General features: G+C 66.1%; 19 protein-coding genes. 17 read left to right on the top strand and 2 right to left on the bottom strand.

Annotation, left to right across the window (positions count from 1 at the left end; translation table 11 throughout):
- Positions 1 to 309: 309 nt before the first annotated feature.
- From G6N26_RS10355 to gatB, 13 genes are all read left to right on the top strand, one after another.
- Positions 310 to 1,287, top strand: coding sequence for a DUF4878 domain-containing protein (locus tag G6N26_RS10355; protein ID WP_083019727.1), 978 nt, complete (start codon positions 310 to 312; stop codon positions 1,285 to 1,287).
- 245 nt (positions 1,288 to 1,532) lie between these two features.
- Positions 1,533 to 2,486 (top strand): nuclear transport factor 2 family protein, encoded by a 954-nt coding sequence (locus tag G6N26_RS10350; RefSeq protein WP_163648767.1) that lies wholly within the window; start codon positions 1,533 to 1,535, stop codon positions 2,484 to 2,486.
- A 6-nt stretch (positions 2,487 to 2,492) separates the two neighbouring features.
- On the top strand, positions 2,493 to 3,494 hold the full coding sequence (locus G6N26_RS10345; protein ID WP_067168996.1) for an AAA family ATPase: 1,002 nt from the start codon (positions 2,493 to 2,495) through the stop codon (positions 3,492 to 3,494).
- Between the two features lie 8 nt (positions 3,495 to 3,502).
- Positions 3,503 to 4,375: a DUF58 domain-containing protein gene (locus tag G6N26_RS10340; protein WP_083019731.1), complete on the top strand. Its 873-nt coding sequence runs from the start codon at positions 3,503 to 3,505 to the stop codon at positions 4,373 to 4,375.
- Positions 4,365 to 4,841: a hypothetical protein gene (locus G6N26_RS10335; RefSeq protein WP_067168973.1), complete on the top strand. Its 477-nt coding sequence runs from the start codon at positions 4,365 to 4,367 to the stop codon at positions 4,839 to 4,841. The genes G6N26_RS10340 and G6N26_RS10335 overlap by 11 nt, the downstream gene beginning before the upstream one ends.
- Before the next feature lie 170 nt (positions 4,842 to 5,011).
- Positions 5,012 to 5,932 carry a hypothetical protein gene (locus G6N26_RS10330; RefSeq protein ID WP_139799207.1) on the top strand — a complete coding sequence of 307 codons (921 nt, stop codon included), beginning with the start codon at positions 5,012 to 5,014 and terminating at the stop codon, positions 5,930 to 5,932.
- Positions 5,929 to 6,996: a vWA domain-containing protein gene (locus tag G6N26_RS10325; protein ID WP_083019734.1), complete on the top strand. Its 1,068-nt coding sequence runs from the start codon at positions 5,929 to 5,931 to the stop codon at positions 6,994 to 6,996. Before G6N26_RS10330 ends, G6N26_RS10325 begins: the two co-directional genes overlap by 4 nt.
- Before the next feature lie 119 nt (positions 6,997 to 7,115).
- Positions 7,116 to 8,012: a tetratricopeptide repeat protein gene (locus G6N26_RS10320; protein ID WP_083019736.1), complete on the top strand. Its 897-nt coding sequence runs from the start codon at positions 7,116 to 7,118 to the stop codon at positions 8,010 to 8,012.
- 98 nt (positions 8,013 to 8,110) lie between these two features.
- Positions 8,111 to 8,422, top strand: a complete 312-nt coding sequence (gatC, locus tag G6N26_RS10315) for an Asp-tRNA(Asn)/Glu-tRNA(Gln) amidotransferase subunit GatC (RefSeq protein WP_083019738.1) — start codon at positions 8,111 to 8,113, stop codon at positions 8,420 to 8,422.
- Positions 8,419 to 9,900, top strand: a complete 1,482-nt coding sequence (gene gatA, locus G6N26_RS10310; protein ID WP_083019740.1) for an Asp-tRNA(Asn)/Glu-tRNA(Gln) amidotransferase subunit GatA — start codon at positions 8,419 to 8,421, stop codon at positions 9,898 to 9,900. The genes gatC and gatA overlap by 4 nt, the downstream gene beginning before the upstream one ends.
- 43 nt (positions 9,901 to 9,943) lie before the next feature.
- The gene (locus G6N26_RS10305; protein ID WP_067168961.1) at positions 9,944 to 10,975 is read left to right on the top strand and encodes an ATP-dependent 6-phosphofructokinase; all 1,032 of its coding nucleotides are present in this window, start codon (positions 9,944 to 9,946) and stop codon (positions 10,973 to 10,975) included.
- A 312-nt stretch (positions 10,976 to 11,287) separates the two neighbouring features.
- Positions 11,288 to 12,220, top strand: a complete 933-nt coding sequence (locus G6N26_RS10300) for a MinD/ParA family ATP-binding protein (RefSeq protein ID WP_083019742.1) — start codon at positions 11,288 to 11,290, stop codon at positions 12,218 to 12,220.
- Between the two features lie 61 nt (positions 12,221 to 12,281).
- A complete protein-coding gene (gene gatB / locus G6N26_RS10295) occupies positions 12,282 to 13,796 on the top strand; it encodes an Asp-tRNA(Asn)/Glu-tRNA(Gln) amidotransferase subunit GatB (RefSeq protein ID WP_067168959.1) in 1,515 nt (504 codons plus the stop codon).
- A gap of 16 nt (positions 13,797 to 13,812) precedes the next feature.
- On the opposite strand, the gene G6N26_RS10290 is transcribed toward gatB, so the two are convergent.
- Positions 13,813 to 14,943, bottom strand: coding sequence for a PQQ-dependent sugar dehydrogenase (locus G6N26_RS10290; protein WP_083019792.1), 1,131 nt, complete (start codon positions 14,941 to 14,943; stop codon positions 13,813 to 13,815).
- Positions 14,944 to 15,185: 242 nt separating this feature from the next.
- On the opposite strand from G6N26_RS10290, the gene G6N26_RS10285 reads away from it, so the two are divergent.
- On the top strand, positions 15,186 to 16,046 hold the full coding sequence (locus tag G6N26_RS10285) for a DoxX family protein (protein WP_083019744.1): 861 nt from the start codon (positions 15,186 to 15,188) through the stop codon (positions 16,044 to 16,046).
- Between the two features lie 13 nt (positions 16,047 to 16,059).
- Here G6N26_RS10285 and G6N26_RS10280 read toward each other — a convergent pair whose 3' ends face one another.
- A complete protein-coding gene (locus G6N26_RS10280; RefSeq protein ID WP_083019746.1) occupies positions 16,060 to 16,416 on the bottom strand; it encodes a PH domain-containing protein in 357 nt (118 codons plus the stop codon).
- Positions 16,417 to 16,755: 339 nt separating this feature from the next.
- Between G6N26_RS10280 and G6N26_RS10275 the strand changes: the two genes are divergently transcribed.
- The 3 genes from G6N26_RS10275 (at position 16,756) to ilvC (ending at position 20,194) form a co-directional block, all read left to right on the top strand.
- The gene (locus G6N26_RS10275; protein WP_067168952.1) at positions 16,756 to 18,624 is read left to right on the top strand and encodes an acetolactate synthase large subunit; all 1,869 of its coding nucleotides are present in this window, start codon (positions 16,756 to 16,758) and stop codon (positions 18,622 to 18,624) included.
- Entirely contained in the window at positions 18,624 to 19,130 is a 507-nt protein-coding gene (gene ilvN / locus G6N26_RS10270; protein ID WP_008259035.1) for an acetolactate synthase small subunit, read from the top strand. Before G6N26_RS10275 ends, ilvN begins: the two co-directional genes overlap by 1 nt.
- A gap of 62 nt (positions 19,131 to 19,192) precedes the next feature.
- Positions 19,193 to 20,194, top strand: coding sequence for a ketol-acid reductoisomerase (gene ilvC / locus G6N26_RS10265; RefSeq protein WP_067168950.1), 1,002 nt, complete (start codon positions 19,193 to 19,195; stop codon positions 20,192 to 20,194).
- Positions 20,195 to 20,251: the final 57 nt, after the last annotated feature.

Raw genomic sequence — 20,251 nt, 5'->3', positions numbered from 1 at the left:
GGCAGGTGTATAACAAGACGTGCCGCGGAACGGTGTGGAGCGCGAATATGCGTGGTCAGATAGGCGCGGCACGAATTACCCAGGGGGCTCGATGTGACTGAAGGGTCGGAGTCGGCGGGGCGTTTTGGCGGGCCCAACCCGATCGGCGGCCCCAGTGCAGGTGGTGCGCCCAACGATTCGCCGCCGCCCCAACCACCGCCCGACGTGGTTCCCCCTGCCTTCGCCGCACCAGGCGCGCTGACCGACGGGGCGCCGCCCAGTTGGCAAGGGCCGCCATGGCCGGGGCCGCCGATCGCGTCGCAGCAACCAATGATGCATTTCGGACCACCACCACGAAACAGCCGCAAGCGGTTGGTCATCGCCCTCATATCCGGTGTGGTCGTTGTCGTGATCGCGGCGGTCATTGCCATCGCGGTCACGCTCTCTGGCGGCGAAAAGAAACCGCTAACCGCGGTCGATGCGGTCAAAGGATATTTGGGGGCCCTCGCTCGGGGCGATGCCAAGGCCGCCCTTTCCTACGCCAAGGATCAACCCGCGACGACGCAGTTCCTCACCGATGACGTATTGAAGAAGCAGATTTCGAAGTGGCCGATCACCAACATTCGGGTTCTCGACAGCGACTCCCTGTCGGTGCACGTGGCCGCTAACTTCGGTGACCAGACGTCGGATCAGAAGATGTTCGTCAAGCAGGTCGACGGCGGGGGCTGGAAGCTCGAGGCCGGCGCCATCAAGGTGACATTCTTCAGTTCGCAGAGCGCGAAAGCGGCGAGCACGCTCACGCTGTTCGGAAAGCCGGTCAACGCCGACCAGGCGACGTATGTGTTCCCGGGCTGGGTCGATTTTGGCAACAGCAACCCGAATATCACCCAGCGCACCCCAACTCGTCCCTTGTTGTTGGACGACTTGAACTCCATCAGCTCGGGCACGTCGGTGAACCTGGACTACGACATCAGCGACGCCGGCCGTGCAGGGATTCAGACCGCGTTGAAGAACGCCTTCGCCGAATGTGCCAAGTCCACGCAGCTGCGACCGCCCAACTGCCCTCAGATGGCGCTGGCCTCCGACTTGGTAGACGGAACGGCGCAATGGGCGCCACCGACCGATATCAGTGGAATGACGATCGGGTCTTTCGACGCCGAGAAGATGGCGGTCAACGTGTACGGAATCGTCGATTTTCAGTTGACGGCAAAGTCGGCATCCGGAGCGCCGGACACGGGAAGGGTGCCGACGCTGGCGAAAGCGGTCGCTGATCTCAGCAAAAGTCCACCTGCGATCACCTTCAAGTAACTCAGCATGCGATCAAACGTGAGCAACGGGGCGACAGCGTGACGGACCAGAACTGGGGCCAACCCATCGGCCCGCAGCCAGGAGGTTGGCCCGGCGGTATGCCGCACCCGGGGAGCGGCGCCGACTCACCGATGCACCCGCCCGGCCCGGCGCCTAACTTCGCAAACGGACCGCAGGCGTTCTCGCCCATGGGGTTCCCGCCTCCCGGTGGGTGGCGGCCACCGCCCAAGCGACGTAAGCCACTCGTGATCACGCTTGTGGCGGGAGTGGCGGTGCTGGTGACCGTTGGCGTGGTCTTGGCGATCGTGTTGATGACGGGCAACGGCGCGAACTCCAAACGAGTGGGCAACGGCAGCGCCGGAGACGTGGTCAAAACATATCTCGAGGCGTTGGCCAAGGGGGACGCCGATACCGCGCTGGGTCTTGCCGCCGGGGAGCCGGCATCGAATGAATTTCTCACCAAAGAGATGCTCAAGCAGCAGATCGACCATTGGCCAATAAAAAACATTGCGATACTTGAAGATTCGTCCAAAGTTGAACCGGGTGACTTCGCCATCGTGAAGGCCGCCGCGGACTTTGGTGACAATCACTCTCAGGGCCAGATTCAGGTCAGAAAATCTGACGGTGTCTGGAAGATGGTCAGTTCGGCCATCAACATCTCGGGTCTCATGCAAGGCCTTTTAGGAGACGCGGCGGGCAGCCTGACCATTTTGGGCAAGCCGCTGGCGCAGGGACAGCACGCCTATGTGTTTCCCGGTTACCTCGGTATCTCGTCGGTGCGCTATGTGGACGTGATCGCCCAACCGGTGTTACTCGAATCCCTGCTAGGGGATAACCCCGCGCTGATCAACGTCGCATTCTCGATCAACGACGCGGGGCACGCCGCGATCACGGCCGCACTCGAGACCTGGCTCAACGGATGCCTTACCGCGCCCGATCGCTTCTTCAGATGCCCCACGATGCAGCGGGATACGCCGATCAACCCGACGACCGCAAAAATCACCGGACCGATCGATTTCAGCGGGCTGACCCAAAACTTGATGCCGATGACGCTAAGTGTGCTGACCACCGGAATCGCGCGCTACAACGCCACCGCGCAAACCTCAAGCGGGACAACGGCAAATTTCCAAGACACAGTTTCGTTCGAAATGGCAGTCAATCTGACCAAAGAGCCGCCCACGGTGGGGCCACTTCGATAGGTGAACATGACAACGACCCGCACCCAGCCCAACCATCAGGAGATGGAACACGTCTACCGCGTAGTGACCGCTATCTCACAAACCTTCGCGCGCAAAGTTGTTGGCCAGGACTATCTGCGAGAGTCGTTGTTACTCTGCATGCTCGCCGGGGGGCATATTCTGCTGGAAGGCGTTCCCGGCCTGGCCAAGACAACGGCGGCGCGCGTGATCGCCGACGCCATTTCCGGTGGTTTTCGTCGCATCCAGTGCACACCTGATTTGCTGCCCAGCGACATCATCGGAACCCAGATCTACGACTCTTCGACCAATTCCTTCACCACACAGTTGGGTCCAGTACACACCAACATCGTCCTCTTGGACGAAATCAACCGCTCGAGTGCAAAGACACAGAGCGCAATGCTGGAAGCCATGGAGGAACGACAGACCACTATTGCCGGTCAGGTGCACCCCATAGCCGACCCGTTTCTCGTGATCGCCACTCAGAATCCGGTCGATCAGGAGGGCACGTATCCACTTTCCGAGGCGCAGTCCGACAGGTTCATGATCAAGGAGGTGCTTCGCTACCCGTCACCCGATGACGAGGTCGAGGTGATCGCCCGAATGGACGCGGGAGTCTACGACCGAGGTGAAAAGGCGCCTGCTGTGGTCACTCTCGATGAAATCGTGCGGTTGCAGCACATCGTTCGCAACGTCCACATGGATCCGGTGCTGATTCGCTACGCCAGTCAGCTCGTGCACGTCACCAGGAACCCCAAACAATTTCTGCCACCCGAACAGGCTCGGTTGGTGCAGTACGGTGCCAGCCCGCGCGCGACCATCGCCTTCTGCAGAACGGCTCGGGCGTTGGCCGTGCTGTCGGGACGTAACCACGTCATCCCCGACGACATCCGGAAGCTGGCGCATCGAGTGTTGCGCCACCGGCTGATCCTGGGATTCGAGGCCGTCACCGTCGACGTCACCCCCGAAATGGTGATAGACGCCGTGCTGCAATCGGTTCGGGTACCCTGACGCCTCCCATGGGCCGACACCTGAACCGGGCCAAATCGTACTTCGGGACCGACACGCGCCGCATGCTCGAAGGTGGCCGGTATGCCTTGCTGCACACCAGAAGCCTGGAGCTGGACGATCTCCGGCCATATGTCCCCGGGGACGACGTGCGCGATATCGATTGGAAGGCATCGGCGCGTTCGGGCTCGGTGCTCATCAAGCGATTCGTCTCGGAAAAGCATCACAAGATCCTGCTGGTCGCCGACGCCGGACGGAACATGTCGGCGCTGGCCAAGGGTGGCGAGCTGAAGCGCGAGGTGGCCACGAACGTGATGGGTGCGGTGGGGCTCATCGCCATGGGGCGAAGCGACGAGATCGGCATCGTCTACGGGGATGCGCGTGGCTCCGCGGCGATTCGTAGCCAACGCGGCGAGACGCACATCGAAAGCATATTGGAGCGCTTCTACCAGAACAGCATTGGCGAAGCCGGCGCCAGCGACATCGTCACCCAGCTCGAGTTCGTGGCACGGGCGCAGCGCCGGCGCCTGTTGCTCGTCGTGGTGTCCGACGAGCCGGACGTCACCCCCGCGCTCGATGACGTCCTCAAGCAGCTGAGCGGGAGGCACGAACTCATCTGGCTCATGATCGCAGATATGCCGGCGACCGGGTCGATGGATGGCGAGCAGGACGGCTTCGACGTGGCCACCGGGCGCTTCGTGCTCGGCGGAGCAGCCTTGGGGCCGCGTGTGGTGGCCGCCTATCAGGCGGCCGAGCAGCGCAGAGCCGCGCACCTCGACGCATTCCTCACCGCACACCAGGTACGTGTGGCCAGAATCGCCGGCAGTGCCGAAATACGCCCGAAGATCGTCGAACTCACCGAAGCGTATCGCAATGCCGGGTGACGATTTGCTCCGTTTCATCGGAGGGCCGCTGCCCTTCCCGTCGTGGTGGCGCGTGCTCGGCATTCTCTTAGTTCTCGCGGTGATCGTCTGGTACGCAGCAGTTTTCGTGTGGACGTTGCCGCCGTCCAGGTTGCGCCGACTGCCGGGGATCCGGATCGTCCACACACGGGTCACTCGCCGCAGATTCGTTATCGCGATACGTGAGATCGATACCCACCGCCGAAACGGCGGGCTGACCGATGCCCAGGCCAGTGCGCAAATCAGCCGGGTGGTGCGCACTTTCCTTTATGTAGCGACCGGGGTCCGGGCTCAATACCTGCATGTCGCGCAACTGTCCGACGGCCCCCTCGCCGCGGCCATCCCGATCCTTGACGATTGCAACGACGCTCAATTCAACCCCGAGGCGCAGGTGGACGTCACCATGTTGGGTCGCTCGGCGAAGGAGCTGATCTCCTCGTGGACCTGAAATGGTGGCCTGTGGTCGTCGTCGGGCTGTTCAGCCTGGCGGCCGCGACTGCCGCCGCTGCGCTGCTCCCGATGGCCCAGGTGCGCCGGGCCCTTCGACCCCTGGCGCACATCGATCGACTCACCCGGCTGCCCGAGTATGCGCGCGTCTACCGGTTGTACTTCTTCTCCGTGATCGTGACCGCGGTGCTGCTGGTGGCGACATTTCTCACCGCGTTGACGGCCAGCGCCCGACCGGCGGGGATGTCGTCATCGACCCGCGCCTTCGACACCGCCTACCCCGAGGATGTGATGCTGTGCGTCGGCGAACCCGTAAGCGATCGCACGACGGCTGATCTTCTCAACTACTACGCCGCATACGCGGCGCAGCTGAAACAGACCGACGCACTCCGGATCGGGCTTACCTCAACGACATTGCGCGTCATCCCACTGACCCGTGACTACCATTACGTCGCCGAACGATTGAAATCCCTGGCCGGGCTTGCCCCGATCCAGCAAGACCTCGATGGCCGAAAGCCGGTGTCCAACGCGCGCCGCGCGGCCCTTCAACGCGGAGTCGACGAGTTCTCCCGACGGGTCGACTATGTCGACTACGTTCCGAGCCTGAATGATGTGCTCGCGCTTTGTATGACGGGCTTTCCATCGCACGAAACACGGAGTCAACACCGCCGACAGTTGATCTACCTTGGTCCCAGCGCTTTGCGCGACCCCTCAGATCATCGCCCGCCGCTGTTCTCCGACGAGGCCGTCCGACAGATGGCCACGCAGGCCGGTGTCCAGATCAATGCCGTCGCACGATCGGACATCGCCGCATTATCGCCCCAGAGCAACGACTCGTTGCGTGCGATCGCCGACGCCAGCGGCGGCAAGTTCTTCTTGTACAACCCTGTTGGCGCCGCTCAAACCGGCAATGGCGCCGACCCCACTCTGATCCGCTACCTCGACGAGATTCGGTCCAATGCACCCAGGGCCGAACTGCCAGGCGGCCAAGTCATCAGCAGCCGATCCTGGGATTCACCGGAAACCGTGCTGATCGCCGGCGTCGTCGCCGCAGCACTGCTTTGCGTCGCCCTGGCGGTGCTACGGCGATGAGTTTCTACCCCGTACTGCCGACGGCGTTGCTGCTCATAATCGCCGCGGCGCTGCTCGCGATCCGTATGGCCGCGCTGTACCGGTTGCTCCTCCGCACGGGTACCGGACGCTATCGGAGAGTTGCGATCCGGTGGAGCGGGCTGACAGCCGCGGTCATCTTGCTTCTGCTCGCGGCCTTTCGACCTGGGTTCGACAACGATCGAGGCTCGTATTCGGTAGACCTGAACCCGGTGGCGAAATTCGATCCAAATCTGAACGTGTTCTTTGTCGTTGACCGGTCCGTCAACTCGCGCGTCGAGGATTTCGGCGACGGCAAATCTCGAATGTCGGGGATCCGCGCAGATATCCATGCCCTCATCGACGAGTACCCACACGCACGCTTCTCGGTGATCTCGTTCGCCAGCAAGGCCTCGGTGGACTGGCCACTTTCCGACGATGCTTGGAGCCTGCAATCCATGGTCGACGGGCTGTCGCCCTACACACTGGTGGCTCCGGATACGGTATACCAAGTCGACCCTGCTATCGCGCGAGACTTATTGGTCAGCAAGGTAAAAGATGCTTCGGCAACATATTCCGGTTCGAAAAGCCTCGTGTTCTATTTCGGTGAGGGCGCAGCGGGCTCCCGCGTACCGACCGCCCCGTTCAACATCGATCGCGATAAGGTTGCCGGCGGTGCGGTTCTCGGCTACGGGACCCTGACGGGCGGCCCTATTCCCGCTGGGTGGGTGGACGGCACGAAGGCGTACCAGAGCGACCCCAGCGGAAATGGTGCGGCGCTGAATTCGTCGATCGATGAAAGCCGGCTGAAAAACATCGCCGCGCAACTCGACGTGCCCTACTTCCATCGCGAAAGCGGACAACCTATTAGCGGAGTGTTGCCGCCGGTGGACCACAGTGCCGCCGTACGGCACGACGGACACAAAGTGACGGCGCAGTTGCTCGAACGCCGCGAAATGTACTGGGTTTTCACGCTGACCGCTGCGGTTCTGTTGCTGATAGAGATCGCTCTGACCATTCGTGAATACCGACGAAATCGTATGTCGCGGCGGGACGTAGCGCGATGATGCTGAGACAGGTGCCGCGGGCGGCGCTGCGCAACCTCGGCGGGCGGGTAATCGCCGAGTTCCGCCCGTCATCCGCGCGTGTCCGACTCCGCAGAAGGCTGTATGTCTTCTCTGCCCCGGTGGCCATCCTGGTGCTGCTGGCCGCGTTCAAGATGATTGCCGTGGGTGTCGTCGGCGACCGCACGATAGCCGATTTCGACCGGCACGACATCGAGGCGCTGCGCCACGACCTTTCGTCGCTCGGCATCTTCGACGTGATCGACCCGGCCAAGACGTCATTTGCAGCCGGCGATTTGAGCGTCTTGGAAGGTCGCCTGCACGAGGCCGACGATCATTTTTCCCAATCCCTGACTCGCACCGGCAAGGGGCAATCCTGCCCTGTACGCATCAACCTACTTCTGGTACGAGAAACGTTGGGGGACTTGGCTACTCGTGCCGGAAACCGCGACGAGGCTGCACGCCTCTACACTGAGGCGATCGCGCTGGCCAGCGATGCTCCTCCGGCGTGCTTCGCGGGCAACACCGATCCCAACCCCGACCGTCGCGCGATCAGAAATTCCGCGATAACCCGGTTGCGACAGAAATTGGATTTGCTCCACGCGCCGCCTGGTGCCCCGCCCCTGCCGGCCGCCACAGTGACACGTCAGCCTCCACCGACCTCCCTTACCCCGGCCAGTTCGGCGCCGCCCATACCTGGCCTCCCGTCGTCGAGCCCGCCGCCGTCGAGCCCTTCGCCGTCGAGTCCGCCGGCACCGCAGCCTGCGACCGGCAACGGTCCGGGGCCGAACATGCCCGAATTGCCGCAAACTGGCACAGCGGACATCCCGGTGGTGGGACCCGACAATGTGAATGAGGATCCGAATGCGGGCGGCATCCTGAACCCCGTCTCGCCGGACAGGATTCCGATCGCCGGCAATGGAGGAGTTCTCGGACACCGCCTTGGGACAGGCGATCCGATGGATCTCTTACGACGTCTGCTTGACAACTCCAACGCCTATGGCGACAACCAGGAATGAACTGCTCCTGAAGCAAACCTGCCGATCCGCAGCCCGCCTCGTCGGTGGGCGAAACCCACCACGAGTCCACGACCCGTTTCCGATTAGGCTTTCCAGTCGTGTCCCAGATCTCCCGCGACGAGGTAGCGCACCTGGCCCGGCTGTCCCGGCTGGCGTTGACCGACAGCGAGCTCGACAGCTTCGCCGGCCAACTCGACGCCATCCTGACCCACGTCAGCCAGGTGCAGGCGGTCGACGTCACCGGCGTCGAAGCCACCGACAACCCGCTCAGTGACGTCTCGAAAGACGTCACCGGGACCCGCCCGGACGAGCCGGCACCCTGCCTGACGCAAGCCGAAGCGCTGGCCGAAGCGCCGTCTGCCGTCGACGGCCGCTTCGCGGTCCCGCAGATCCTGGGGGACAGCGAGTGAACGAGGTCATCCGGTCCGACGCCGCGACGCTGGCCGCCCGGATCGCCGCCAAGGAGCTGTCATCGGTCGAGGTCACCCAGGCGTGCCTGGACCAGATCGAGGCCACCGACGACCGCTACCACGCCTTCCTGCACGTCGCGGCCGACGAAGCGCTCGGCGCGGCCGCCGTCGTCGACGAGGCGGTGGCCGCGGGCGAGCGGCTGCCGTCGCCGCTGGCCGGGGTGCCGCTGGCGCTCAAGGACGTCTTCACCACCGTTGATATGCCGACCACCTGCGGGTCCAAGATCCTCGAGGGCTGGCGTTCTCCGTACGACGCCACCGTCACCTCGCGGCTGCGCGCCGCCGGCATCCCGATCCTGGGCAAGACCAACATGGACGAGTTCGCGATGGGCTCCTCGACCGAGAACTCCGCCTACGGGCCCACCCGCAACCCGTGGAACGTCGACCGGGTGCCCGGCGGCTCCGGCGGCGGCAGCGCGGCGGCGCTGGCCGCGTTCCAGGCGCCGCTGGCGATCGGGACCGACACCGGGGGCTCCATCCGGCAGCCGGCCGCGCTGACCGCGACCGTCGGCGTCAAACCGACCTACGGCACGGTGTCGCGCTACGGCCTGGTGGCGTGCGCGTCGTCACTGGATCAGGGCGGCCCGTGCGCGCGCACCGTGCTGGACACCGCGCTGCTGCATCAGGTGATCGCCGGGCACGACACCCGCGACTCGACGTCGGTCGACGCGGCGGTTCCCGACGTCGTCGGCGCGGCGAAGGCCGGGGCGGCCGGGGACCTCAAGGGCGTGCGCGTCGGCGTGGTCAAGCAGCTGCGCGGCGAGGGGTATCAGCCTGGGGTTCTCACTTCGTTCGAGGCCGCTGTCGAGCAGCTGACCGCGCTCGGCGCCGAGGTGACCGAAGTCGACTGCCCGCACTTCGAGTACGCCCTGGCCGCCTACTACCTGATCCTGCCGTCGGAGGTGTCGAGCAATCTGGCGCGCTTCGACGCGATGCGCTACGGCCTGCGGATCGGCGACGACGGCAGCCACAGCGCCGAGGAGGTGATGGCGCTGACCCGCGCCGCCGGCTTCGGCCCGGAGGTCAAGCGGCGCATCATGATCGGCACCTACGCGCTCTCGGCCGGCTACTACGACGCCTACTACAACCAGGCCCAGAAGGTGCGCACCCTGATCGCCCGCGACCTGGACGAGGCCTACCGGTCGGTGGATGTGGTGGTGTCGCCGGCGACCCCGACCACCGCGTTCGCGCTCGGCGAGAAGGTCGACGATCCGCTGGCGATGTACCTGTTCGACCTGTGCACCCTGCCGCTGAACCTGGCCGGTCATTGCGGCATGTCGGTGCCGTCGGGCCTGTCGCCCGACGACGACCTGCCCGTCGGATTGCAGATCATGGCGCCCGCGCTGGCCGACGACCGCCTGTACCGGGTCGGGGCCGCCTACGAAGCGGCGCGCGGGCCGTTGCCGAGCGCGATCTGACGTCTGCTCGCGCCAGTAGCCCACCGCCCGGCAAGATAGGGCTATGCGGATCGGAGTGCTCACCGGAGGCGGCGACTGCCCCGGGCTCAACGCCGTCATCCGGGCGGTGGTGCGTACGTGCGACTCCCGGTACGGCTCCTCGGTGGTCGGATTTCAAGACGGATGGCGCGGATTGCTGGAGAACCGGCGCATCCAGCTGCAGAACGACGACCGCAACGACCGCCTGCTGGCCAAGGGCGGAACGATGCTGGGCACCGCCCGCGTGAATCCCGACAAACTGCGGGCCGGGCTGAACCAGGTCAAGCAGACCCTCGACGACAACGGGATCGACGTCCTCATCCCCATCGGCGGGGAAGGCACGCTGACGGCCGCGCACTGGCTGTCGGAGGAAAACGTTCCCGTGGTCGGCGTGCCGAAGACCATCGACAACGACATCGACTGCACCGACGTGACTTTCGGCCACGACACCGCGCTGACCGTCGCCACCGAGGCGATCGACCGATTGCACAGCACCGCCGAGTCCCACCAGCGCGTGATGCTGGTCGAGGTGATGGGCCGGCACGCGGGCTGGATCGCGCTCAACGCGGGCCTGGCTTCCGGCGCCCACATGACGCTGATCCCCGAGCAACCCTTCGACGTCGAAGAAGTCTGCCGACTCGTCAAACGTCGCTTCCAGCGCGGAGATTCGCACTTCATCTGCGTGGTCGCCGAGGGCGCCAAACCCGTACCCGGCTCGATTGCATTGCGGGAAGGCGGAATCGACGAATTCGGCCACGAGAAGTTCACCGGTGTCGCCGCGCAGCTGGGCGCCGAAGTGGAGAAGCGGATCAACAAGGATGTCCGCGTGACCGTCCTGGGCCACGTCCAGCGCGGGGGCACCCCGACGGCCTACGACCGGGTGCTGGCCACCCGGTTCGGCGTGAACGCGGCCGACGCGGCGCATGCCGGCGAATACGGCCAGATGGTGTCGCTGCGTGGCCAGGACATCGGGCGAGTGCCGTTGGCCGATGCGGTACGCCAGCTCAAGCTGGTGCCCGACAGCCGCTATGACGACGCCGCCGCCTTCTTCGGCTAGGCCCGCCGGGCAAACAACCGGCGGCTTTCAGTCGGCCACGGCATGAGCGGTGCGTAATCACCTCGTCTTGGTGGTTTCCGGACCCGTGCGTAGCGGCTATACGGGGGTATGAGCAACCGTGGTGCGAGTCGCGGCGCCGTTCAACAGCACGTTGGGTCGGCGGGCCCGCCGGGCCCGGCACACCACAATCCGCGCCCGCCAGGATGGCGTCCCGACGCCGACCCGTTCGACACGACGGTGCCCCAAACTCGCGGCCCCGCCCGCCGTCCGGGGCCGCCGCAGGGGATTCCGCAACCGCCCCGCCCCGGTTCGGTGCTGGGCGAGACGGCGCTGGACCGCTTCGACCAGCCCGAGACCGATGCCAGGCTCAACTGGCGCGGACTAGTCCATCGCGTCACCGGCATTGATCTCGGCCCCAGCAAAAACACCGCCTACGAAAACGAGCTGCGAGATCGCATCCGCGCGACCGTGGGCGGCGCCTTCCCGATCGCGGTCCTCAGCCTCAAAGGCGGGGTGGGCAAGACCGCGGTGGTGGAGGCCCTCGGGTCGACGTTCGCCGCGGTGCGCAACGACCGGGTGCTCGCCCTCGACATCGACGCGGGGGACTTGGCCGAACGTCACGGCCGTCGCAACCCGCACAGCCTGGCCGACCTTCTTCGCGGCGGCCCGGCAACGCACTACGAGGACATCCGGGCGCTGACCTACATGAACGGCTTCGGCTTGGAGGTGCTCGGGCTGCCGGACTACGCGCGCACCGACTGGCGCCTGGAACGCCGCGATGTTCTTCGGGCGTTCTCGATGCTGAGGAACCAGTATTCGGTGGTGCTGGTCGACTGCGTCAAGGCGCTCAATTCCAGTGTGATGGAGGCTGTTCTGCCGGAGTCGCGGGCCCTCGTAGTGGTCACGAGCACCTCCATCGACGCGATACGCAAGACCCAGACCACCCTGGAGTGGCTGTGCCACAACGGGTATCAACGATTGATGGCCTCGACTGTGCTGGCGGTCAATCACCTCGAGCCGGCCAAGGTGGACAGTGTGGCCGTCACGGAACTCGACCGGCTGTCCGCACGCGTCGCCGCCACGGTGGTGCTGCCGTTCGACCGGCACGTGCACGAGGGCAGGAAGATCGCGCTGGACCGAATGAGCAAGGAAAGCCGGCGCAGCTACCTCGAGATGGCCGCCGTGCTGGCCGGGATGTTCCCCGGCAGGGGAGGGGAGCGCGCTCGCGATCACCACGGGTCTTGATCGGTGGTGACCCGCTTCGCCCGGCTCCGCCGCGCTCGCGATCACCACTAGGATCGAGCGCATGAGTGTTGCCGCCAGCGCCGACCTGATGGAGTACGACGACGTCATCGCACGTTTCGATCCGGTACTCGGCCTCGAGGTGCACGTCGAGCTGTCCACCGTCACCAAGATGTTCTGCGGCTGCTCCACCGCATTCGGCGCCGAACCCAACACCCAAGTGTGCCCGGTGTGCCTCGGGCTGCCCGGCTCGCTGCCGGTGGTCAACGAGAGCGCGGTCGAGTCGGCCATCCGCATCGGGCTGGCGCTCAATTGCGAGATCGTGCCCTGGTGCCGCTTCGCCCGGAAGAACTACTTCTACCCGGACCAGCCGAAGAACTACCAGATTTCGCAGTACGACGAGCCCATCGCCATCAACGGCTACCTCGAGGCCCCGCTGGAAGACGGCACCACCTGGCGGGTCGAGATCGAGCGCGCGCACATGGAGGAAGACACCGGCAAGCTCACCCACATCGGCAGCGAGACCGGGCGCATCCACGGCGCGACCACGTCGCTCATCGACTACAACCGCGCCGGCGTGCCGCTGATCGAGATCGTCACCAAGCCGATCGTCGGGGCGGGCGACCGGGCGCCGCAAATCGCCCGGGCCTACGTGACGGCGTTGCGAGACCTGTTGCGCGCCTTGGATGTATCCGATGTCCGGATGGACCAGGGCTCTATGCGCTGCGACGCCAACGTGTCGCTGAAGCCGACCGGTCAGGCCGAGTTCGGTACCCGCACGGAAACCAAGAACGTCAACTCGCTGAAAAGCGTCGAGGTCGCGGTGCGTTACGAAATGCAGCGCCAAGCGGCCGTCTTGGCGTCCGGCGGTCGAATCACCCAGGAAACCAGGCACTTTCACGAGTCCGGTGGCTACACGAGCCCGGGCCGCACCAAAGAAACGGCCGAGGACTACCGGTATTTCCCGGAGCCCGACCTCGAGCCCGTCGCGCCCAGCCGCGAGCTGGTCGAGCGGCTGCGCCAAACCATCCCCGAACTACCGTGGTTGAGCCGCAAGCGCATCCAGGAAGAGTGGGGGATCTCGGACGAGGTCATGCGCGACCTGGTCAATGCCGGCGCGATCGAACTGGTCACTGCCACCATCGAACACGGCGCGTCCAGCGAACAGGCGCGCGCCTGGTGGGGCAACTTCTTGATGCAGAAGGCCAACGAGGCCAACGTCGCGCTCGACGAACTGGCCATCACGCCCGCACAGGTCGCCGCGGTGGTGGCACTGGTCGACGAGGGCAAGCTATCCACCAAGCTGGCCCGCCAGGTCGTCGAGGGCGTGCTGGCCGGGGAGGGCGAACCCGAAGAAGTCATGACCGCCCGCGGCCTGGCGCTGGTGCGTGACGACTCGATCACCCAGGCGGCGGTCGACGAAGCGCTGGCCGCCAATCCCGATGTGGCGGAAAAGATCCGGGGTGGCAAGGTGGCCGCGGCGGGCGCGATCGTCGGCGCGGTGATGAAGGCCACCCGCGGGCAGGCCGACGCCGCCCGGGTGCGCGAACTGGTCCTGGCGGCCTGCGGCCAGGGCTAGCTCACCAAATCCCGCGTCAGGTCTTGTCGTCGTTGTTGCGCGGGAAGCCGCCGCCCTGCGGGAAGAGCGGGAACACCACGTCGTCCAGCTTCTCGGCGTCGCCCGCCGTCTTGTTTACCGTTGCACCCCAGACGTTTCCATCGGGTGACATGCGCAGCGCCCACGCGTGGGCGTGAGTGTCCTTGCGGACGACGTCGGGTTCGCCGGTGACAGCACCCGTGGTGGGCGCCAGCCGGACGGCCACCGTCAGCTTGGTGTTGATCAGGTTCACCAGCACGGTCCCGTCCATCGCGGCGCAGCCGGCGACACCGGGCTTGTCCGGCCAGGTCCACACCGTGGAGACGTCCGACGTTTTGGTGATGCGCTGCAACCGATCCGCGGTCGGTGTGCGGTCGGCGACATACAACGAGCCGTCGACCGGGTCGATGCACAGGCCGCCGCCTGAACCCACACCGGACAGCGCCGTGGTGGGCGGTGCCTGACCGACGGTGGTCGGCTGCTCGATGCGCAGCACCTTGCCCGCCAGCGAATTGGGATCGGCGGCCATCGCCGGGTTGCCGGCGTCGCCGGTCAGCACGACCAGCGTGGTGGGACTGGTGAAGATCAACGCGCCGGTGTTGCCGGTGGCGCCCTTGGGGATTCCGGTCAGGATGTCCTTGGGGATGTCGCCGTCGGCGATCCGGATGACCCGGTTGTCGGTCGGGGTGCTGACGTAGGCGTACATCAGGCGGTCTTGGGTGTAGGTGGGTGAGAGCACGATGTCCATCAACCCGCCATCCCCGGACGGGTCGACCGGGATGACCATCTTCACCTTCGGCTCGGCGCTGACCGAGATCTCCTTGACCGCACCGGTGGTGCGCTCGGCGACCAGCGCGGTTTTGCTGTCCGGCCCCATGATCAGGCCGCTGGTGCTCTCCAGGCAGCCCTGCATGACCCCCGGGGCCGGGCAGGCCTTGGGGAACGGGGTGGGCGGCAGCGGCGGTGGCGGGGGAGGCGTCGAGCTCGGCTGCGGCTTCAATTCCGGGGCGGTGGTGAACGGTTGTGATTGCGCGTCGTTGAAGCGCGCGCACCCGCCCGTCACCAGCACGAGGGCACACAGCGCGGCGAGCCCGCGCCGAACCGACCGCCCCGATCGCCCTAGTCGCATGACCGTCAGGCTACGGACACCGCCAGCGCCGCCGCCACACACGTCCCGCTCGACCGCCGCCGAACACCCGATCGGGTCCCACGTTCCGCGCGGCGCCGACGGGCCCCGAATCGTGCCGTCCGGGCCCCGCAGACGGGCCCGGGGGCCGATTTCGGGCCGTTTGGCGGGCAAACCGCCGATTGCCTGGCGAAAGCGCCGCTCAAATCCCCAATTCGGGGCCATCTGCCCTTACCCTGACACCCGTGACCAGTCAACCGAATGACGCAGATTGGCAGCGGCCCGGCGAATCCCCGGAGCCGACCCCGGGACGCCCCGCCTCGGCGCGCCTGGTCGACCCCGAAGATGATCTGACGCCAGTCGGCTACCCCGGCGACTTCAACCCGTCCACCGGGACCACCACCGTCATCCCCTACGGCGCCGCCGCGGCGATGGCCGGCTCCGCGGGCGCGGGTTACAACCTGCTCGAACAGCAGGAGCCGCTGCCGTACGTCCAGCCGCACTCGGCCGCCCGGCACGCCGCGCCGGACTCCACCGAGATCGACGACGACGAGCACGACGACCGGTTGCACGACGTCGGCCGGCGCGGAACCCAGCATCTGGGTTTGCTGGTGTTGCGGGTCGGGCTGGGCGTGGTGCTCGCCGCCCACGGGCTGCAGAAGCTGTTCGGCTGGTGGGGCGGCTCGGGCGTGACCGGCTTCAGGAACTCACTGTCCGACGTCGGCTACCAGCACGCCGACATCCTGGCCTACGTGAGCGCCGGCGGCGAGCTCGTGGCGGGCGTGCTGCTGGTGCTGGGCCTGTTCACGCCGCTGGCCGCGGCCGGCGCGCTGGCGTTCCTGATCAACGGCCTGCTGGCCACCGTCTCGGCGCGCCCACACACGCACACCTTCTCGTTCTTCCTGCCCGAAGGGCACGAATACCAGATCACGCTGATCGCCATGGCCGCGGCGGTCATCCTGTGCGGGCCCGGCCGCTACGGCCTCGACGCGCGCCGCGGCTGGGCCCATCGACCCTTCATCGGGTCCTTCGTCGCCCTGCTGGCCGGCATCGCCGCCGGTATCGGCGTGTGGGTGGCGCTCAACGGCGTGAACCCGATCGGCTGACCCGGGGCCGCATTCACTGATAGAGGTTGGGAACCCGCCCCGAGCTGGCCGCGGTCAGCTCCGGCAGCGTCGCAAAGGTGACCGCCGGCAATCGCACCTCGGCGCCGCTCTTGAGGCGCGCCCGCGCCCAGGAACCGCGGTGAAAACGCAGCCCGTCGATGTCGTCCCAACGCACCGTCTGGCTGCCCAGCAGCGTCCGGACGGTGACGCCGCCGTCGTCGGCGACGGTGCGCAACCGGATGATCATCGCCGACAGCACCACCGGAATGATCAGCAGCGGCGCCGACGGCGGAAACAGCATCACCGGGATCAGCAATCCCAAGACCAAGAATCCGACGGCCAGGTGCGCGATGGGGGACACCTTGATCACGAGCGGTGTTCGGGAAGACGAGCCGGTAGCCACCCGACCATCATTTCACCCGGCCCGCCCGGAGGATCCCGCGAGCGTCCCCGCCGCGGCGCCGCGGGCAACCCGGCTGGTGACGGTGACGGATTTGACTGCTGAGCTGTGCGAAGACTACCGTCGAGCGCTATGGATACCGCCGGAAAGCCCGGGATGCTCGTAGTAATTAGGCGCGTTGGTGCCTGACTTGCCCTTCAGCATTTGAAGCAATCCAGCACCAACGCGCAACCCTCGTGCAGCAGATGAGCTGTCGGGGGTTTTTTGTTGCCCCCGCGAGATTCCCAGAGTGAATAAGGACTAACGACAGTGAGCGTTCCCACCAGGCGGCCCGCCCCCGACACACCGGGCGCCGCCGACATCGCCACCGACGCGGTGAAGCCGGCCGCGAAGTCTGCGAACGGCAAGCCGAAACGCATTGGGCCCGAGCAACTTACCGGCGCGCAGTCGGTGATCCGGTCGCTGGAGGAACTCGACGTCGACGTCATCTTCGGCATCCCCGGCGGCGCGGTGCTGCCGGTCTATGACCCGCTGTTCGACTCGCAGAAGCTGCGCCACGTGCTGGTCCGCCACGAACAGGGCGCCGGCCACGCCGCCAGCGGCTACGCGCACGCCACCGGCAAGGTCGGCGTCTGCATGGCGACGTCGGGCCCCGGCGCCACCAACCTGGTCACCGCGCTGGCCGACGCCCAGATGGACTCGATCCCCGTCGTCGCCGTCACCGGCCAGGTCGGGCGCACGCTGATCGGCACCGACGCCTTCCAGGAAGCCGACATCTCGGGCATCACGATGCCGATCACGAAGCACAACTTCCTGGTCCGCTCCGGCAACGAGATCCCCCAGGTGCTCGCCGAGGCCTTCCACATCGCCTCCTCGGGGCGGCCCGGCGCGGTGCTCGTCGACATCCCCAAGGACGTGCTGCAGGGTCAGTGCACGTTCAGCTGGCCCCCGCGCATCGATCTGCCCGGCTACAAGCCGACCGTCAAACCGCACAACCGGCAGATCCGGGAGGCCGCCAAGCTGATCGCGGCGGCCCGCAAACCGGTGCTGTACGTGGGCGGGGGCGTGATCCGGGGAGACGCGACCGAGCAGCTGCGCGAGCTGGCCGAGCTGACCGGCATCCCCGTGGTGACCACCCTGATGGCGCGCGGCGCGTTCCCGGACAGCCATCGTCAGCACATGGGCATGCCCGGCATGCACGGCACCGTCGCCGCGGTGGCGGCCCTGCAGCGCAGCGACCTGCTGATCGCCTTGGGCACCCGCTTCGATGACCGGGTGACCGGCAAGCTGGACACCTTCGCGCCCGAAGCCAAGGTCATCCACGCCGATATCGACCCGGCCGAGATCGGCAAGAACCGCCATGCCGACGTGCCGATCGTCGGCGACGTCAAGGCCGTCGTGGGCGAGCTGGTCGAGCAGCTCCGCCACGACGGGGTGCCCGGCAAGATCGACATGACCGAGTGGTGGACCTACCTCGACGGGGTCCGGTCCACCTATCCACTGAGCTACGGGCCGCAGAGCGACGGCAGCCTGGGCCCCGAATACGTCATCGAGAAGCTGGGCCAGATCGCCGGCCCCGACGCGGTGTACGTCGCCGGAGTCGGGCAGCACCAGATGTGGGCGGCCCAATTCATCTCCTACGAGAAGCCGCGCACCTGGCTCAACTCCGGCGGCCTGGGCACCATGGGGTTCGCCATTCCGGCCGCCATGGGCGCCAAGATGGCCCGCCCGGACGCGGAGGTGTGGGCGATCGACGGCGACGGCTGTTTCCAGATGACCAACCAGGAATTGGCCACCTGCGCGATCGAGGGCGTGCCGATCAAGGTGGCGCTGATCAACAACGGCAACCTGGGCATGGTGCGCCAGTGGCAGACGCTGTTCTACGAAGAGCGGTACTCGCAAACGGATCTGGCCACGCACTCGCACCGCATCCCGGACTTCGTGAAGCTGGCCGAGGCGTTGGGCTGCGTCGGGTTGCGTTGCGAGCGTGAGGAAGACGTGGCAGATGTCATCGCCCAGGCCCGGGCGATCAACGACCGCCCGGTGGTGATCGACTTCATCGTCGGCGCGGACGCGCAGGTGTGGCCGATGGTGGCCGCCGGCACCAGCAACGACGAGATTCAGGCGGCCCGCGGGATCCGCCCGCTGTTCGACGACGAGAGTGAAGGGCACGCCTGATGAGTCCGCAAACCCACACGCTCTCGGTGCTGGTCGAGGACAAACCCGGTGTGCTCGCCCGGGTGGCGGCGCTGTTCTCGCGACGCGGGTTCAACATCGAGTCGCTGGCGGTCGGCGCGACCGAGCAGAAGGACATGTCGCGGATGACGATCGTGGTCTCCGCCGAGGAGACCCCGCTCGAACAGATCACCAAGCAGCTCAACAAGCTGATCAACGTCATCAAGATTGTCGAGCTGGACGACGACAACTCGGTGTCGCGGGAATTGGCGATGATCAAGGTGCGCGCCGACGCCGGGACCCGCAGTCAGGTGATCGAAGCGGTGAATCTGTTCCGCGCCAAGGTGATTGACGTTTCAACGGAGGCGCTGACGATCGAGGCGACGGGCGACCGCGGCAAGATCGAGGCGCTGCTGCGGATCCTGGAACCATTCGGTATCCGTGAAATCGTCCAATCCGGAGTGGTGTCGTTGTCTCGCGGTCCGCGCGGAATCGGCACGGCCAAGTAATTTTTCAGCGAAAACAAGAAGGAGATAGAGAAGTGGCTAACCCGTCTGGGGAGACATTGCCGATGTTCTACGACGACGACGCGGACCTGACCATCATCCAGGGTCGCAAGGTCGGGGTCATCGGATACGGCAGCCAAGGGCACGCGCACTCGCTGAGCCTGCGCGACTCCGGCGTGCAGGTGAAGGTGGGCCTGAAGGAGGGATCGAAGTCCCGCGCCAAGGTTTCCGAGCAGGGCCTGGACGTCGACACCCCCGCCGAGGTCGCCAAGTGGGCCGACGTGATCATGCTGCTGGCGCCCGACACCGCGCAGGCCGACATCTTCGCCAGCGACATCGAGCCCAACCTGAAGCCCGGTGACGCTTTGTTTTTCGGTCACGGCCTCAACATCCACTTCGACCTGATCAAGCCGCCCGCCGACGTCACCATCGCGATGGTCGCCCCCAAGGGGCCCGGCCACCTGGTGCGCCGCCAGTTCGTCGACGGCAAGGGCGTGCCCTGCCTGATCGCGGTCGACCAGGACCCGTCCGGCAAGGGGGAGGCGCTGGCGCTGTCCTACGCCAAGGCCATCGGTGGCACCCGGGCCGGCGTCATCAAGACCACCTTCAAGGACGAGACCGAAACCGACCTCTTCGGTGAGCAGGCCGTCTTGTGCGGTGGCACAGAGGAATTGGTGAAGACCGGTTTCGACGTGATGGTCGAGGCGGGCTACCCGCCGGAGATGGCGTACTTCGAGGTGCTGCACGAGCTCAAGCTGATCGTGGATCTGATGTATGAGGGCGGGATCGCCCGGATGAACTACTCGGTGTCCGACACCGCGGAGTTCGGCGGCTACCTGTCCGGGCCGCGCGTCATCGACGCCGGCACCAAGGACCGCATGCGGGAGATCCTGCGCGACATCCAGAACGGCGACTTCGTCAAGAAGCTGGTCGCCAACGTCGAGGGCGGCAACAAGCAGCTCGAGCAGCTGCGCAAGGAGAACGCCGAGCACCCCATCGAGGTCACCGGCAAGAAGCTGCGCGACCTGATGAGCTGGGTCGATCGGCCGATCACCGAGACCGCTTAGCCTCCGCGCGAGCGTGCACCCAGGGCGAATCGTCAGCGATTTTTTCGCCGTGAGTGC

The sequence above is a fragment of the Mycobacterium marseillense genome, assembly GCF_010731675.1.
Classification (GTDB): domain Bacteria; phylum Actinomycetota; class Actinomycetes; order Mycobacteriales; family Mycobacteriaceae; genus Mycobacterium; species Mycobacterium marseillense.
This window is presented reverse-complemented; position numbering and strand designations above follow the sequence as displayed.

What these genes read in the sequence shown, in the direction of transcription:
- G6N26_RS10355 (WP_083019727.1), top strand. Translation starts at nt 310, where the DNA reads ATGATGCATTTCGGACCACCACCACGAAACAGCCGCAAGCGGTTGGTC.
- G6N26_RS10345 (WP_067168996.1), top strand. Translation starts at nt 2,493, where the DNA reads ATGACAACGACCCGCACCCAGCCCAACCATCAGGAGATGGAACACGTC.
- G6N26_RS10340 (WP_083019731.1), top strand. Translation starts at nt 3,503, where the DNA reads ATGGGCCGACACCTGAACCGGGCCAAATCGTACTTCGGGACCGACACG.
- G6N26_RS10335 (WP_067168973.1), top strand. Translation starts at nt 4,365, where the DNA reads ATGCCGGGTGACGATTTGCTCCGTTTCATCGGAGGGCCGCTGCCCTTC.
- G6N26_RS10325 (WP_083019734.1), top strand. Translation starts at nt 5,929, where the DNA reads ATGAGTTTCTACCCCGTACTGCCGACGGCGTTGCTGCTCATAATCGCC.
- G6N26_RS10305 (WP_067168961.1), top strand. Translation starts at nt 9,944, where the DNA reads ATGCGGATCGGAGTGCTCACCGGAGGCGGCGACTGCCCCGGGCTCAAC.
- gatB (WP_067168959.1), top strand. Translation starts at nt 12,282, where the DNA reads ATGAGTGTTGCCGCCAGCGCCGACCTGATGGAGTACGACGACGTCATC.
- G6N26_RS10290 (WP_083019792.1), bottom strand. Translation starts at nt 14,943, where the DNA reads ATGCGACTAGGGCGATCGGGGCGGTCGGTTCGGCGCGGGCTCGCCGCG.
- ilvN (WP_008259035.1), top strand. Translation starts at nt 18,624, where the DNA reads ATGAGTCCGCAAACCCACACGCTCTCGGTGCTGGTCGAGGACAAACCC.
- ilvC (WP_067168950.1), top strand. Translation starts at nt 19,193, where the DNA reads ATGTTCTACGACGACGACGCGGACCTGACCATCATCCAGGGTCGCAAG.